Annotated in this window: 15 protein-coding genes; 10 read left to right on the top strand and 5 right to left on the bottom strand. The window is 58.6% G+C overall.

Features of this window, described 5'->3' with window-relative positions; translation table 11 throughout:
* Positions 1-5: 5 nt before the first annotated feature.
* Positions 6-257 carry a phosphopantetheine-binding protein gene (locus MET49242_RS02640; RefSeq protein WP_036286623.1) on the bottom strand — a complete coding sequence of 84 codons (252 nt, stop codon included), beginning with the start codon at positions 255-257 and terminating at the stop codon, positions 6-8.
* Positions 258-591: 334 nt separating this feature from the next.
* Between MET49242_RS02640 and MET49242_RS02645 the strand changes: the two genes are divergently transcribed.
* Genes MET49242_RS02645 through MET49242_RS02660 form a run of 4 tightly spaced genes read left to right on the top strand, consistent with a single transcriptional unit; the run spans position 592 to position 4,108 of the window.
* Positions 592-1,716, top strand: coding sequence for an acyl-CoA dehydrogenase family protein (locus tag MET49242_RS02645; RefSeq protein WP_244430881.1), 1,125 nt, complete (start codon positions 592-594; stop codon positions 1,714-1,716).
* Positions 1,717-1,759: 43 nt separating this feature from the next.
* Positions 1,760-2,683 carry an amino acid--[acyl-carrier-protein] ligase gene (locus MET49242_RS02650; protein WP_036280456.1) on the top strand — a complete coding sequence of 308 codons (924 nt, stop codon included), beginning with the start codon at positions 1,760-1,762 and terminating at the stop codon, positions 2,681-2,683.
* Between the two features lie 46 nt (positions 2,684-2,729).
* Positions 2,730-3,194 (top strand): cupin domain-containing protein, encoded by a 465-nt coding sequence (locus tag MET49242_RS02655; protein ID WP_036280457.1) that lies wholly within the window; start codon positions 2,730-2,732, stop codon positions 3,192-3,194.
* Between the two features lie 17 nt (positions 3,195-3,211).
* The gene (locus MET49242_RS02660) at positions 3,212-4,108 is read left to right on the top strand and encodes a branched-chain amino acid aminotransferase (protein ID WP_036280459.1); all 897 of its coding nucleotides are present in this window, start codon (positions 3,212-3,214) and stop codon (positions 4,106-4,108) included.
* A gap of 1 nt (position 4,109) precedes the next feature.
* Here the strand turns inward: MET49242_RS02660 and MET49242_RS02665 are convergent, their stop codons facing one another.
* Together MET49242_RS02665 and MET49242_RS02670 are read right to left on the bottom strand one after the other, a co-directional pair.
* Entirely contained in the window at positions 4,110-5,783 is a 1,674-nt protein-coding gene (locus tag MET49242_RS02665; RefSeq protein ID WP_036286635.1) for a thiamine pyrophosphate-binding protein, read from the bottom strand.
* A gap of 10 nt (positions 5,784-5,793) precedes the next feature.
* A complete protein-coding gene (locus MET49242_RS02670) occupies positions 5,794-6,663 on the bottom strand; it encodes a GNAT family N-acetyltransferase (RefSeq protein WP_227968076.1) in 870 nt (289 codons plus the stop codon).
* A gap of 110 nt (positions 6,664-6,773) precedes the next feature.
* Here MET49242_RS02670 and MET49242_RS02675 point away from each other — a divergent pair, with 110 nt between their 5' ends.
* From MET49242_RS02675 to MET49242_RS02685, 3 genes are read left to right on the top strand one after another with little or no spacing between them, the layout of a single operon-like run.
* On the top strand, positions 6,774-7,019 hold the full coding sequence (locus tag MET49242_RS02675; protein WP_144259440.1) for a phosphopantetheine-binding protein: 246 nt from the start codon (positions 6,774-6,776) through the stop codon (positions 7,017-7,019).
* Positions 7,006-8,388, top strand: coding sequence for a class I adenylate-forming enzyme family protein (locus tag MET49242_RS02680; protein ID WP_036280462.1), 1,383 nt, complete (start codon positions 7,006-7,008; stop codon positions 8,386-8,388). Before MET49242_RS02675 ends, MET49242_RS02680 begins: the two co-directional genes overlap by 14 nt.
* Positions 8,388-9,110: an SDR family NAD(P)-dependent oxidoreductase gene (locus tag MET49242_RS02685; RefSeq protein ID WP_036286640.1), complete on the top strand. Its 723-nt coding sequence runs from the start codon at positions 8,388-8,390 to the stop codon at positions 9,108-9,110. Before MET49242_RS02680 ends, MET49242_RS02685 begins: the two co-directional genes overlap by 1 nt.
* Here MET49242_RS02685 and MET49242_RS02690 read toward each other — a convergent pair.
* Complete coding sequence (locus tag MET49242_RS02690; protein WP_144259441.1) at positions 9,082-9,978, bottom strand: hypothetical protein; 897 nt, start codon at positions 9,976-9,978, stop codon at positions 9,082-9,084. The genes MET49242_RS02685 and MET49242_RS02690 overlap by 29 nt on opposite strands.
* 211 nt (positions 9,979-10,189) lie before the next feature.
* Positions 10,190-10,546: a hypothetical protein gene (locus MET49242_RS02695; protein WP_144259442.1), complete on the bottom strand. Its 357-nt coding sequence runs from the start codon at positions 10,544-10,546 to the stop codon at positions 10,190-10,192.
* A 356-nt stretch (positions 10,547-10,902) separates the two neighbouring features.
* Here MET49242_RS02695 and MET49242_RS02700 point away from each other — a divergent pair, with 356 nt between their 5' ends.
* From MET49242_RS02700 to MET49242_RS02710, 3 genes are read left to right on the top strand one after another with little or no spacing between them, the layout of a single operon-like run.
* Positions 10,903-11,817, top strand: coding sequence for a hypothetical protein (locus tag MET49242_RS02700; RefSeq protein WP_051133956.1), 915 nt, complete (start codon positions 10,903-10,905; stop codon positions 11,815-11,817).
* Positions 11,810-12,391 carry a chromate transporter gene (locus MET49242_RS02705; RefSeq protein WP_036280470.1) on the top strand — a complete coding sequence of 194 codons (582 nt, stop codon included), beginning with the start codon at positions 11,810-11,812 and terminating at the stop codon, positions 12,389-12,391. Before MET49242_RS02700 ends, MET49242_RS02705 begins: the two co-directional genes overlap by 8 nt.
* Positions 12,388-12,909 carry a chromate transporter gene (locus tag MET49242_RS02710; RefSeq protein WP_036280473.1) on the top strand — a complete coding sequence of 174 codons (522 nt, stop codon included), beginning with the start codon at positions 12,388-12,390 and terminating at the stop codon, positions 12,907-12,909. Before MET49242_RS02705 ends, MET49242_RS02710 begins: the two co-directional genes overlap by 4 nt.
* The last annotated feature ends 48 nt before the right edge of the window (positions 12,910-12,957 follow it).

The following is a 12,957-nucleotide window of genomic DNA, read 5'->3' on the forward strand; positions in this document are numbered from 1 at the left end:
TTATTTCAGCCGCCTAGATCATGCACAAGCAATTCTATGCTTTCGATCGTCCTGAAATTGGCTGGCACGAGTTTTGAGCCTGGTATCGTCAGATCGAATTCGGCCTCTATCGACAGCATGAGATTGACCATGTCCATCGACGTCAGACCGAGAGACTGCAGATCCTGATCGCGTCGGATGACCCCAAAATCCTTAATGAATCCGCCCACGATCGCACTGATGCGATCGGTTTTTGTCTGGCTTGGGACGTCCAGCATTTTCTCATCCAATGTTGTTCGGCGCGAGCGCCTTCGGTGATTGTCAATTGGTAGAGATTGAGCTCGAAAACGTAAAGATCGGTTACGCAAATACATTACAATTGCCGAGGTTAACCTTTATGCGTTCAATTTGAGAAACAACGTGGATTATTCCGGATTGTGCGCCTAATCTGGAATGGTCACGTTGAAGGTTGTTTTAGGCGTGCGCGCACTGCGCGCTTATCGGATGAGGCGCATCATGTCCACGACAGGACTGTCTCTGGCGGTTGATGGGAAGCATGGATCGTCTGAACCGGCAGAGGAATTGAGGTCGCGGATCAACGCCGCTGTCGCAGTGGCGGAAAAATTTGCTGACATCGTCGACCGCGAAGCGCGCTTCCCGAAGGAAGCTTTCGATGAATTGCGCGCCCTGCGCCTGCTTGGAATTCTCCTGCCGCAAGCATGCGGAGGCGAAGAGCGCAGCGTCTCCGACGCAGCGCAGGTTTGTTATGCATTGGGCCGCGTCTGCTCATCGACGGCGATGATTTACGCCATGCATTCTGCAAACGTCGCTTGTGTGGTCAACCATGCCGATAGACATGAGCGCTTCGAATACTATCTGCGTCGCATCGGCGCTGAGCAAATGTTACTCGCTTCGTCGACCACGGAAGGGCAGAATGGCGCAAATGTGCGCTCCAGCGCTTCCGCGATCATTCGTGACGGCACCCGTGTTTCGTTGAATCGCGACGCCTCTGTCGTGTCATATGGTCTGGCCGCAGACGCGATCGTAACGACTGCGCGACGTTCCCAGGAATCGCTGCCGACCGATCAGGTTCTGGCTCTGTTTTTCAAGGACGATTATTCCCTGTCGCGGACGGTTCACTGGGATGTGATGGGGATGCGGGGCACATGCAGCGAGGGTTTTCAACTGGAGGCGGCCGGGGAAAGCGAGCAAGTTCTGAGCGAACCGTATGAGAGGATTCACCGTCGCACGATGATGCCGGTTACGCATCTTCTCTGGGCCGCATGTTGGTCTGGAATCGCGGCTGGAGCAGTTGCGCGCGCGCAGGGGTTCGTCCGAAAAGTCGCGCGCGCCGCCAAGGGAAATCTGCCGCCAGGCGCGCCGCTCGCAACGCAGGCGTCTTTATCATTGATGAATCTCATCGGCGTGGTTGAATCGGCGATCGCAGATTATTCGGCGCGAGCGAAAGATGACGCCGCGCTCGATGACATGGCGTTTCAAACATCTTTGAATCTTCTCAAGGTGAGTGCGTCGGAGTTGTCGATCTCGACCGTGATGCATGCGTTCAACGTCTGCGGGATCGCGGGGTTTCGTAATGACAGCGAATTCAGCATTGCGCGACCACTTCGGGACATTCTGTCTTCCTCGGTCATGATCAATAATCATCGGATTCTAGCGAATGTCGGCGCATCCTGCCTGGTCGGCGGAGTGCCGGAGACAATCTCGCGCGCAAGGTGAGCCAGATAACTGACTGAACGATCCGGACAAGAGGGGAACGAGGATGGATATCGACACGCACACGACCCGTTCGCCAGTAGATGACGAAGCATTACTCGATCGTTTGTTTCGTCCGATGGGAGTTGACGGCGTCTACGCCCGGACTCATCTGTATGAAAATGTAGTGGACGCATTGCAGAGGCTGATCTCACGCCATCGCCCGGATGACGCAGAAGTGTTCCGCTTTCCTCCGGTCATGAGTTTGCGTCAGGTTGAGAAGGCAGGCTATCTGAATAGCTTCCCGCAGCTTCTTGGCTGTGTTTGCTGCTTGCACGGAACGGAGGCGGATATTTCCGCTGCTGTCAATAAGGCCAAGCATGGCGCCGACTGGACATGCGAGACGACGACCGCGGATCTAGTGTTGAGCCCAGCCGCTTGTTATCCCGTCTATCCAATCGCGGCGCAGAACGGTCCGGTTTCGGCTCGCGGACTAATATTCGATGTTTCGGCGGATTGTTTCCGTCATGAGCCTTCGCGCGACGTCGATCGGTTACAGTCGTTCCGCATGCGCGAGTTCGTGCGGATCGGAGCGCCAGCCCAGATTGCCACATTTCGGGAACAATGGATGAGGAAGGCGGAGGCCATCGCAAGGGATTTGCGACTGCCCTATGCCTTCGATCGGGCCAGCGATCCTTTCTTTGGTCGCGTTGGTCAATTGATGGCGGCGAACCAGATTGAGCAGGCGCTGAAATTTGAACTGCTCATACCTGTGCGCGCCGGCGGCGCACCGACCGCCTGCATGAGCTTCAACTATCATCGAGAGCACTTTGGTAAGACATGGGGCATCCTCGACGATAGTGGCGTGCATGCGCACTCCGGCTGTGTCGCTTTCGGCATAGATCGGCTGGCGTTGGCGCTGTTTGCGACTCACGGTCTTCATCTGGAAGAGTGGCCGCGGCGAGTCGTCGATATCCTGCAGCTCGGTTGATGGTGATCGAATTGAAATGGCCCACTCAAACTTAGGCAAAATAGGTATGAGCACGACAAACAAGATCGTTTTCGACAGCGGTAGCGTCGAAATGCAACCATGCCCGATCAATCCGGCCTGGATAATCGAAGGCGCGCCGGTTGCTCGCAACTTCATTTTGTCACGAAGCGATGACGGCGGGGCGTGCACATTGATCTGGGATTGCACGGAAGGCGTATTCGATTGGTATTACGACATCGACGAGACCGTCTATGTGCTTGAGGGGTCGGTGATAGTGCGCGATGACGATCGTAATGAGCGACGCCTCGGTCCCGGTGATCATGCGTTTTTCCCCGCCGGCTCTCACGCTGTTTGGCGGGCCGAGTCTTACGTCAGGAAAGTAGCGTTTTGCCGTAATCCCGTTCCCAAACCGATCATGCTTGCGACGCGGATCGCGAAGAAGCTTGCCAAGCTGGCCGGCGGTGGAGGACGTGCGTTCGACGCGGCGACGATGTTCGGCGGCGCGCAATAGGATTGCCGGAGGTTGAGATGGCGTTGCCGGTCGAGTTACGTTCGGTGTCGCAGACATGGACATATTATCAGGGAGAATGGCGTGACGGGAACACGCCGATTCTCGGCCCGCGCACACATGGGGCCTGGCTTGGCTCGATGGTTTTTGACGGTGCGCGGGCGTTCGAGGGCGTAACGCCGGATCTCGACCTTCATCTTGCTCGCGTCAATCATTCCGCAGCCGTAATGTTGCTCGAACCTTCCGTTACAGGCGATAGATGGCGAGAGCTTGTTGCGGATGGCTTACGACGTTTCGCACGTGACGCGCAGCTTTACATCCGGCCCATGTATTGGGCGGAGGAGGGCATTGGTGGTGGCGTGCGGTTCGAGCCGTCGTCGACAAATTGGTGCCTCACGATCTATGAAGCGCCGATGCCTGCGCCGAGAGGGGGGGCGGTGACGCTGTCGCCTTTCCGGCGTCCAGGCGCGGAGGTTGCGCCGACAGGCGCCAAAGCGAGTTGTCATTATGCTAACGGGTCGCGTGCGTTGTTCGAAGCCGCGAAGCGGGGATTCGACAATTGCCTGATGTGCGACATGCTCGGCAATGTTGCCGAATTCGCAAACTCCAACGCATTTCTGGTGAAGGATGGCGTGGTCTTTACACCGGCGCCGAATGGTACGTTTTTGAATGGCGTAACGCGGCAACGGGTGATCGGGCTATTGAGGGCCGACGGTGTCGAGGTTGTGGAGACAACGCTCGCCTATGCTGACTTCCTCGGCGCGGATGAAATTTTCTCAACGGGCAATTTTCAAAAGGTGGCGCCGATATCGCGAATTGATGACCGTGAACTGAAAGCCGGCCCGATCTATAAGCGGGCGCGGTCATTGTATTGGGACTTCGCTCATTCGCGAACGCCGATGCGCGCGGCGTCCTGAGTCATGCCCTGTTCAAATTGTTGGCACGCAATTTCGATAGATTCAGCGTCGGCGTGATGCGATCGGGATCTATTTTGAGATGAATTATTGAAGGCATTCCCGATCGACGGGCCGCCTGGAATGCCGCAGCGAAATCGGCGGTGCGATCCACGGTTTTGCCGAAACCGCCAAAGGCTCGGGCATAGGCGGCGAAATCGGGGTTGCGCAGATCGGTGCCGATGACGCGGGCGGGATACTGACGTTCCTGATGCATCTTGATCGTGCCGTAACTGGCGTTGTCGCAAATGATGACGATGATTGGCAGATTATATTGGATCGCCGTTGCAAATTCCTGTCCATTCATGAGGAAGTCGCCATCGCCATTGAGGGACACGACCAGTCGCTCGGGATGCAGCCGCTGAATTGCCACGGCGGCGGGGACCCCATAGCCCATCGTAGCCGAGGTCGGGGCGACATGTGAGCCGAAACGCCGAAAGCGATAATAGCGATGTATCCAGGAAGCATAATTTCTAGCGCCGTTGCAGATGAATGCATCCGGCGGAAGATTCTCGCTCAGCCAGATCATTATCTCGGACAGGTCGACGTCCGCTGAGGGAATGAAACTCGAGGAGAAGGCGAGGTAATCCTCATGCGCCTCGCGCGTGACTTCACGCCAGGGGCGTGAGGCGGGCGGCGTCAGTTTGGATAATGCGGCGACGAAAGGTTTCGGCGACGCGTGGATGGCGAGCGTCGGGGCGTATACGCGTCCGAGTTCTTCAGCTTCGGGATAGACATGAACGAAACGGGTCTGAGGCGTCGGTATGTCGAACAGTTTATAACCTTGCGACGGAATTTCGCCGAGCCGTCCGCCTATCAAAACAACGAGGTCGCTATGCTGAATGCGCGAGACGAGTTTCGGATTGGCGTTTAGGCCGAGATCGCCGGCATAGCATTCATGCAAGGGATCGAACAGGGGCAGACGACGGTAGCTTGTCGCGACAGGAACATTGAATGCGGCGGCAAAGTCGATCATGCGGCGCGACGCCTCTTCATCCCAGCGCGTTCCGCCGATGATGAACATGGGGCGTTGTGCCACGGCGATCATATCCGCGAGAGATTCGAGTTGTTCTGACGCCGGCGCTGTCTCGATCGTTTCAGCCCGTGGACAGGCAGCAGACGCGATGCGTTCCTCCAGCATGTCTTTCGGGAGCGCGAGCGCGACGGGGCCGGGTCTTCCTGCGATCGCAACGCGAAAAGCCCGCGAGACATATTCGACAATGCGAGATCCGCTATCGATTTCGGCAACCCATTTTGTCTGGCCACCGAACATTGCGCGATAATCAACTTCCTGAAAGGCGCCGCGATCACGATTTACACGCTCCACCTGCCCGATGAAGAGGATCATCGGCGTCGAGTCATGGTGTGCGATGTGAACGCCGGCATAAGCATTCGCGGCGCCGGGGCCGCGCGTGACGAAACAGACGCCTGGCCGTCCCGTCGCCTTTCCGTATGCGTCGGCCATCATCGCGGCACCCGCCTCATTTCGGCAGACGGTCAATTCGACATTGCGTTCGTAACAAGCGTCTAGGACCGAGAGATAACTCTCGCCCGGCACGCAGAAGATGTGGTCAACGCCATTGACGATCAACTGATCGACGAGTGCTTGTGCGGCTGTGATTTCGATGGAGGATTTCACGCGATCTGGCTCACGGTCCAAACAAAACGCTTTCGGAAAAGGCGAGGTCGCCCAGACGTGGGCGTTCGGGGCCTTTGAAGTATTTTGGACCCCGGTTGTGCATATATTTGCCGACGACACCCGGCAATGGTTCGCTTGCGTCGATCAGGACGGTCGGGTGTCCATGTCGCATGAGTTCTCTGCCAAGCGGGCCGGCAAATCGCTGGAAGTCGGAAATGTCGCGACAGTAAATTAATTGCAAGGTAGGCAAGACATTTTTTAGGACTCGCCGGGGCAGAAACACAAAAGGATGCGCGTCGCGCCTTTCTCGCACGACGAGCGCGAGGCAGCCATGTTTCACGTGGCTCGAGAGGAGATCGCGCTCCTGTATGGAAAGGCTGTCGCCGTAATCGCGGCGGTTTTCGAATCTTCGCGCGCGCGCGTTCGGACGCCAAGGGCTCAGCGCGGGGATTGTGAGCATTTGCCCGTTACAGTAACGGCGAAAACCCTGGGCTTCGATGATGGGCCAGGTATGAACCGCGGGCGATGTGTTGATGTAGGTGACTTCCCTGTGCCGAACGGCGGCGGCGATGAGCAGGGAGGCGTAGCCGCGGTGCGCCTCTTCGACATACCAGCTCGATATATTGCACCTTATCGGTCCGGACCCGATTTTGGTGAAAATCATAAGAATGACGCCGACCGGGGAACCGTCGTGCTCCAAAAGATATCCGAAACGCGGGTAGCCATCAGGAGCGTCGCGGCGGGCGAGCGTGTCGAGGGCGCGCGCCCAATAGGCGATCGAGCGGTCGGGGAAGCCTCTCGACAAAAGCTCGGCCAAGCCCGGTGTGTCCGCCTCGGCGATCAGTCTGCAGCGGATGCGCATGGGCGGGGCCTGGCTCATCGGGGGTTGTCTTTGGCCATGGAAATTCACCATTCGCTACTGAAGAACTTGCGGCTGCAGGTGAGTTATAGCTACGGTTTAGTTATTCGAACATGAAGGGAATAACGCCGATGAGCGTACGGTTAACAGTGTTTTCCATCATGAAAGAGGTCGCCGCCGAGCAGGACAAGAAGCTGGCGCCCCTTGACGACGATCTCGTTCTGGCGAATTCGGGTCTGGATTCGCTCTGCTTCGCGATCATAGTCGCACGGTTGGAAGATGAACTTGGACTCGACCCCTTCACAGCGTCGGAGGAGGTGTATTTCCCTGTCACGCTCGGGGACTTCGTAGCGCTTTACGAACATGTCGACGCGTGACGTGGCTTCCCTGCGCGACATGGCGCGGGCCTCTGTTAGCGATGCGGAGGCCTGCATTCGCGCGCAGGGCGCCGTGGCGGCGTGGAGGACGGCGATCGACGGTTCGATTCTGAAAGGCGGCCATAATGAACTTGTCGGGAAATCCGTGCTCGTCGGCGTTAGATCGCAATTTTTCAGCGCTCTCGCGATGCTCGAGCTGGATGGCCTCGCGTCGCGCATGGTGATCGTCCCGCCGGATTTCACCGTCGAAAGCCTCGCCTCCGCCATCGAACAGGCGGGCGTCGAGGCGATCGTCTGTGACGACGGGGCGAGCGACTTTGGCGCGAATCTGCCGCGCATTATCGTTGGGCCGTTGGCGCCTTGCGACGAGCCGCGGATGGAGGCGATCGACACGGAATGGGTGATGCCGACATCCGGGACGACCGGTGCGCCGAAGCTTGTCGCGCATCGTCTTGCTGGACTACTGGGCGCGACGGCGCGGCCTTCATCCGAGACGGCGCCGGTATGGGGCACCTTCTATGATATCCGACGTTATGGCGGGATGCAGATTTTCCTGCGCGCCGCGACGTGCGGAGCGACTCTTGTTCTGAATGAAGCTGACGAGTCGCTTTCCGATCATGTGGCGCGCATGGCCGGCGTCGGCGTCACGCATATGTCCGGCACGCCATCGCATTGGAGACGGTTGCTGATGAGTCCCGATGCGTTGCGCATTTCACCGCGCTATGTGCGTCTTTCCGGCGAGATCGCCGATCGGGCGATACTCGACAGTTTGAAGGCGACTTATCGAGAGGCGCAGATTGTTCACGCCTATGCTTCAACGGAGGCCGGAGTAGGGTTCGAGGTGAAGGATGGACGGGAGGGATTTCCCGCTTCCTATCTCGATGGCGTAGGCGATGTCGAAATGCGCGTCGTCGACGGCTCTCTGCGCGTTCGGTCGCGACGAACGGCCAGGCGTTATGTCGGGCGCGATGATTTGTGCATCGCGGATTCCGATGGATTCATCGATACCGACGATCTCGTCGAGCTGCGGGGCGATCGATTTTATTTCAAAGGACGCCGCGCCGGCACCATCAATGTCGGCGGACTGAAGGTGCATCCGGAAGAAGTCGAGCAGGTAATCAACATGCACGAGGCCGTCTACATGTCGCTCGTCAAGGCTCGACGCAGTCCTATCACCGGCGATCTCATTGTCGCGCAAGTTATTTTGAAGGATGGCGAGCCGTCGCCCGAGCGTAAACGTGCGTTGCGCGAGGAAATTGCAGAGAGGTGTCGGGCGCAATTAGGAAGGCGCAAGACTCCGGCGACGATAGATTTCGTTCCGTCGCTCGCCATGTCTGCGGGCGGCAAGCTTCTGCGCGGGCGGTCATGATGCGCAATGTCATTGTCACTGGCGGGAGCCGCGGTCTCGGGCTGGCGATTTCGAGGAGGCTCGTCGACGATGGTTATCGCGTAATCGCAGTCGCGCGGCGGGAAAGCGATGAGCTACGCGCCGAAATCGTGCGGCGCGACGGCGCGCTTGCGTTTGCGGCGCTCGATCTTCAGGAAATAGGCGCGATCCCTGATTTTGTTCTGCGTTTGAAAACGGAATTTGGCGCGCCCTATGGGCTCGTCAACAACGCAGGCATCAGCTCGGAAGGTCTGCTTGCGACGATGCATAATTCGCAGATCGAACTGCTCACGCGCGTCAATGTCACCGCGCCGATCGTGCTTTCAAAATATGTCGTGCGCAACATGATGTCGGCGGGCGAAGGGCGCGTAATCAACATATCGTCGATCATCGCCTCGACGGGATATAGCGGACTTTCCGTGTATGGCGCGACGAAGGCGGCGCTCGAGGGTTTCACGAGATCGCTGGCGCGGGAGGTGGGACGCATGGGCATAACGGTCAACGCCATAGCGCCGGGCTTCATTGCGACTGAAATGACCGCGTCGCTCGACGGCGACGATCGCGCAAAAATTGCTGGCCGTGCGGCGTTGCGGCGACTGGCCGTCCCGGACGACGTTGCGAATGCGGTTTCGTTCCTGCTGGATGAAAAAGCCCGCAACGTGACGGGGACAGTGCTTACGGTCGACGCCGGCGCGACGGCGTAACGCTGGTCTTTCCGAGACCGACTCGCTCGATCGGGACGTTGATGACCAGACCGAGAGCGGTGACGAAAAAGCATAGGGCGACGAGTTTAGATACCACCTTTGCAATAATGAACGTAGCGCCTGTGGCGGCGATGACGATCATCGCGGCGCGCAGCGCGCGGCCGAGGTCGACTGGCGGCTGCGTGGACGGCGACAAGAAATCGCGCTTCGCCAATTGTTGTGCGACGCTGGCGAGGATCTGCCCTGTAGAGGGGTCGATGACGAGCCGGTAGAGGTCGATGGGCGGCTCTGAATAGGGAAAACCCGGTTCGGCAAGGTCGATCGGCCGTCGAAAGACGGCGGCCTCCCATTGCCGTGCGTTGATGCGCGTCAGAAAGATATCCAGAGGCGTTGTCTCGCCTTCATCGCCGTATGCGAGAAGGGGCGCGAAAAGCGAGAAACGTGATTCGGCCGCATTGCGGGAAGGCATGAGATTCGGCTTTATTGCTTCGGTGTCTGCTATCAGATGCATGATCGATATTTCGTGATCATTCGCCGCATTGCGCAACATTGCGGCGACCTCCAGCGCGATCGCGGTGGGCGGCAGACGGCCGCCGACGAGTTGCGCGACATTCGCAAGAGCAGATTCGCGCGCATATGTCGCGCCGAGCGGATGGGCTGGCGTTGGCTCGTCGTTTTGTTGAGCGTAGGCTGGCAATGGCAGACTTATGCTGTCGAAGAAATTAGCGGGCGTTCCCGCTTCGAAGGCGGGAAGCGAGCCGGCTGCGACTGACGTCGGATGCGGCGTGACGGGAATCGGGGCGCCCGGCCGCGCTGTGAGGGCGTCGACAGGCGAATGCGACAAGGGAGCAATTTTCTCGATGCTCATGAGCGAAGCCTCTCGGCCGAAGGCTAGTTCATGAAGCTTGCGCGAGGGCGTCGGCTTTCGTGTGGAGGTCGTCATATGAGAAGGTGAAAAGCACTATTGTCAGACTTGGCGAATTTTAATGAATGCGGTTCGGGTTCGGATTATTTCGGGCCGCAGTCAGTTCCGCGCGAGCGAGGTAAAAAAACGCCAAATTCACGGTCTCCAGCGATCTTTACGTTTTCTCGCGGATCATCAGGCGAAGGGATATTATTTGAGCGACTAACGCTGCGAAATGAGTCCACCAGTCGACAAAGACGCCGCAGGGTTCGTTTGGCTTGTCACAGCCGAATATCGCCTGCAGCGGACCGTTCGCCAATGCGCCAAAAGGCAGTCCGAGTGGGAAGGACACGACGCGCATCGCTTGTCGGGTGAAGCTTCCTATTGCGCGAAGACGATCCGTCAGCCCGTTGTCGTCATAGGCGTTGACATATATCGCGAGGACCGAGAGCGAAACAAGAATGGTCGCGGTCGCGTAGGCAACCCACATCTTGCGTGCGAGGGGGCTGCGCAAAGCCTTCGGAACGTGCATTGTTCCCTCCTCCTGAATATATTTGAGCGCGTCATCCGGGTCCCGCTCTCCAAATTACGACGCGGACCCGGCTACGGCCACCGGAAAAGCAGAACGTCGTGGCCTCGAGCGCGTAGCTCAATCAATCTGCAAGCCGTCATCGATCGACAAAATCCCGTCGATTATCGCGCCTTCTGCGTTATGGATTCGAGAATGCGGCGCAATAGGGTGAGGCGGTTCGAGAGCGACAAAGTGAGGATATCTTGACCGATCAGGCTCTACAGTGAGACAAAGTCAACGGCCGTGCATGTTGCAACCGCGGCGATCTTGTGACGCGCCGCACGGCGCGCTTGCTAAATTCGGGTGGAGGGATATCGTTGGAAGATAATGCGAATGTCCCAACAAACGCTCAAGGGGAACGCTCTTATTCAGACGGCCATCCGCTCGACGAAGTCCACTATATCGAGGCCAAAATTATCCTGAACGGGCTTCGTTTCACGTCCGTCCAGAGTTTCAGGGATTTTGCCAAGATTGTCCGCAAGGCGGCGAAACAGGCGCGCGTCGATTTCGAAACGGAGCCGACCGAGGGCCTTCGGCCGCAAATCCGGGAAGTGCTGTTTCTCGACACCAAGGATTTCAGGCTTTACAATAACGCTTTCATTTTGCGTCGCCGCATAGCCTATGAAGACGGTTTCCCCGCCGGCGAGCCGGAAATCGTGTTCAAGTTCCGCCATCCGGACCTGGAGACGGCGTCGCAACTGGACGTGCGGCCCAGTATTCGGGGAAATTACCGCATCAAGTTCAAGGAAGAATGGCTGCCGCGGAAGGATCGCATCGGCGGCGCCCGCTCGCTGTTTTCGCACAATGTCGAATTCAAGCTGCATCCTTTGAATTTGGGCGACGACCTGACGTCATCCGCAACGCTCGTGAAGGTTTTTCCCGCGCTTCAACCTTTGCTGGGGGGAAAGCGGGAGCATGTGCAACTCGTCAACCGCACGGCGGTCGAGGAAGTGCTGCAACAACTCGGCACGCTGGATTTCGGCAAAGGGTTCGAGGCGGCGAGTAATGTGGCGGTATGGCGCACGCGCGGCGATCAGCATCAGGTAGTGGGAGAATTCTCTTATCAGTGCAAGTTTCAGCGGCGCGAGGATTTGAGCGCCAAGGCGGTGGAAAGAAGCATCGAGTTTTTCAAGCTGCTTCAGCACGAGGCCCAGGACTGGATCAGTCTCGGCACGACAAAGACCGGCGCCGTCTACCGTCTCAAGGGCAACCCGCCGCAAAGCCATGAGTGACGCAAGCCCCGCCGGGCCGCAGGTTTCGGTTGCCAGAATTTTCCTTGCGTTCCTGATGATAGGCGCCACCAGCCTCGGCGGCGGCGTGGTCGGCTATCTGCGCTCCAGTCTCGTGGGTTCGCTGAAGTGGCTGGACGACGAGACTTTTGTCGAATTGCTGTCGATCTGTCAGTCCTTGCCAGGCCTCAACGCGTCCAACATGGCCATTCTCGTTGGCGACCGCCTGCGCGGGACGGCGGGGGCGATGGCGGCATTGGTGGGAATCTGTCTGCCCGGAGGACTCATCATGGTGGCGGCGGCCGCCGCCTACGGTTCCGCCCACAAAGGGCCGGGCGACGTCAATGCGATTCTCCATGGCGTTTCGGCGGCGGCGGTCGGCATGGTGCTCTATGTGACGGTCCAGCTCGGCATCAAGACTGTCAGAGGTCTCGGCGACGTCATCTTCGTCGTCGTGACGGTGTTCGCGGTCAGCTATCTGCACCAGCCGATTCTGCTCGTGCTGGCGGTCGTGGGGTTCATCGCGACATTCTGCTTTCGCCCGCGAGGCGGCGGGACGGGGGAGGGCGGCGAATGAAGCAGATGATCGCCCTTGTGGGCGTCTTCGCCTATCTGTCGCTCCTCACGGTGGGCGGCGGAATGGCGGCGTTCCCGGAGATGAAATACCTCACGGTGGATGTTTTCCACTGGCTGACGGAAGATCAGCTCGTCCATCTCTACAGCATCGGCCAAATGGCGCCCGGGCCGAACATGATGATGATCGCCGGCATCGGCCAATGGGTCGCCGGGCCGCTGGGGGCGCTGGCGGTGACCTTCGGCTTTTTCCTGCCGACAGGCCTGCTGACCTTGTGGGTGGGGCGAATCTGGGCGCATCTTTCCGATTGGCCCTGGCGCGCGTCGATCCAGCGGGCTCTCGGAACGGTTTCGATCGGCTTGCTTCTGGCGGGCGTCATCAGCATCGCCAAAGTGGCGGTTGTCGGCGCACACGGCGCGGCCGTCGCCGCTGCGGTGTTCATCATCCTGATGATCACCCACATGAATCCCCTGCCGCTGATGGCTCTGGCGGCGGTAGCGGGCGCTTATTTTTTCAAATAGGCCGTGCGGCATGAAGTGCCGTCGCAACGCATTCCGTCGGCGTCGCGC

The sequence above is a fragment of the Methylocystis sp. ATCC 49242 genome, from assembly GCF_000188155.2.
Taxonomy (GTDB): domain Bacteria; phylum Pseudomonadota; class Alphaproteobacteria; order Rhizobiales; family Beijerinckiaceae; genus Methylocystis.

Excerpts from the sequence above, each read along its gene's own strand:
- MET49242_RS02695 (WP_144259442.1), bottom strand. The coding sequence starts at position 10,546 with ATGCACGTTCCGAAGGCTTTGCGCAGCCCCCTCGCACGCAAGATGTGG.
- MET49242_RS02640 (WP_036286623.1), bottom strand. The coding sequence starts at position 257 with ATGCTGGACGTCCCAAGCCAGACAAAAACCGATCGCATCAGTGCGATC.
- MET49242_RS02705 (WP_036280470.1), top strand. The coding sequence starts at position 11,810 with ATGAGTGACGCAAGCCCCGCCGGGCCGCAGGTTTCGGTTGCCAGAATT.
- MET49242_RS02710 (WP_036280473.1), top strand. The coding sequence starts at position 12,388 with ATGAAGCAGATGATCGCCCTTGTGGGCGTCTTCGCCTATCTGTCGCTC.
- MET49242_RS02660 (WP_036280459.1), top strand. The coding sequence starts at position 3,212 with ATGGCGTTGCCGGTCGAGTTACGTTCGGTGTCGCAGACATGGACATAT.
- MET49242_RS02670 (WP_227968076.1), bottom strand. The coding sequence starts at position 6,663 with ATGAGCCAGGCCCCGCCCATGCGCATCCGCTGCAGACTGATCGCCGAG.
- MET49242_RS02675 (WP_144259440.1), top strand. The coding sequence starts at position 6,774 with ATGAGCGTACGGTTAACAGTGTTTTCCATCATGAAAGAGGTCGCCGCC.
- MET49242_RS02685 (WP_036286640.1), top strand. The coding sequence starts at position 8,388 with ATGCGCAATGTCATTGTCACTGGCGGGAGCCGCGGTCTCGGGCTGGCG.
- MET49242_RS02680 (WP_036280462.1), top strand. The coding sequence starts at position 7,006 with ATGTCGACGCGTGACGTGGCTTCCCTGCGCGACATGGCGCGGGCCTCT.
- MET49242_RS02690 (WP_144259441.1), bottom strand. The coding sequence starts at position 9,978 with ATGAGCATCGAGAAAATTGCTCCCTTGTCGCATTCGCCTGTCGACGCC.
- MET49242_RS02655 (WP_036280457.1), top strand. The coding sequence starts at position 2,730 with ATGAGCACGACAAACAAGATCGTTTTCGACAGCGGTAGCGTCGAAATG.
- MET49242_RS02650 (WP_036280456.1), top strand. The coding sequence starts at position 1,760 with ATGGATATCGACACGCACACGACCCGTTCGCCAGTAGATGACGAAGCA.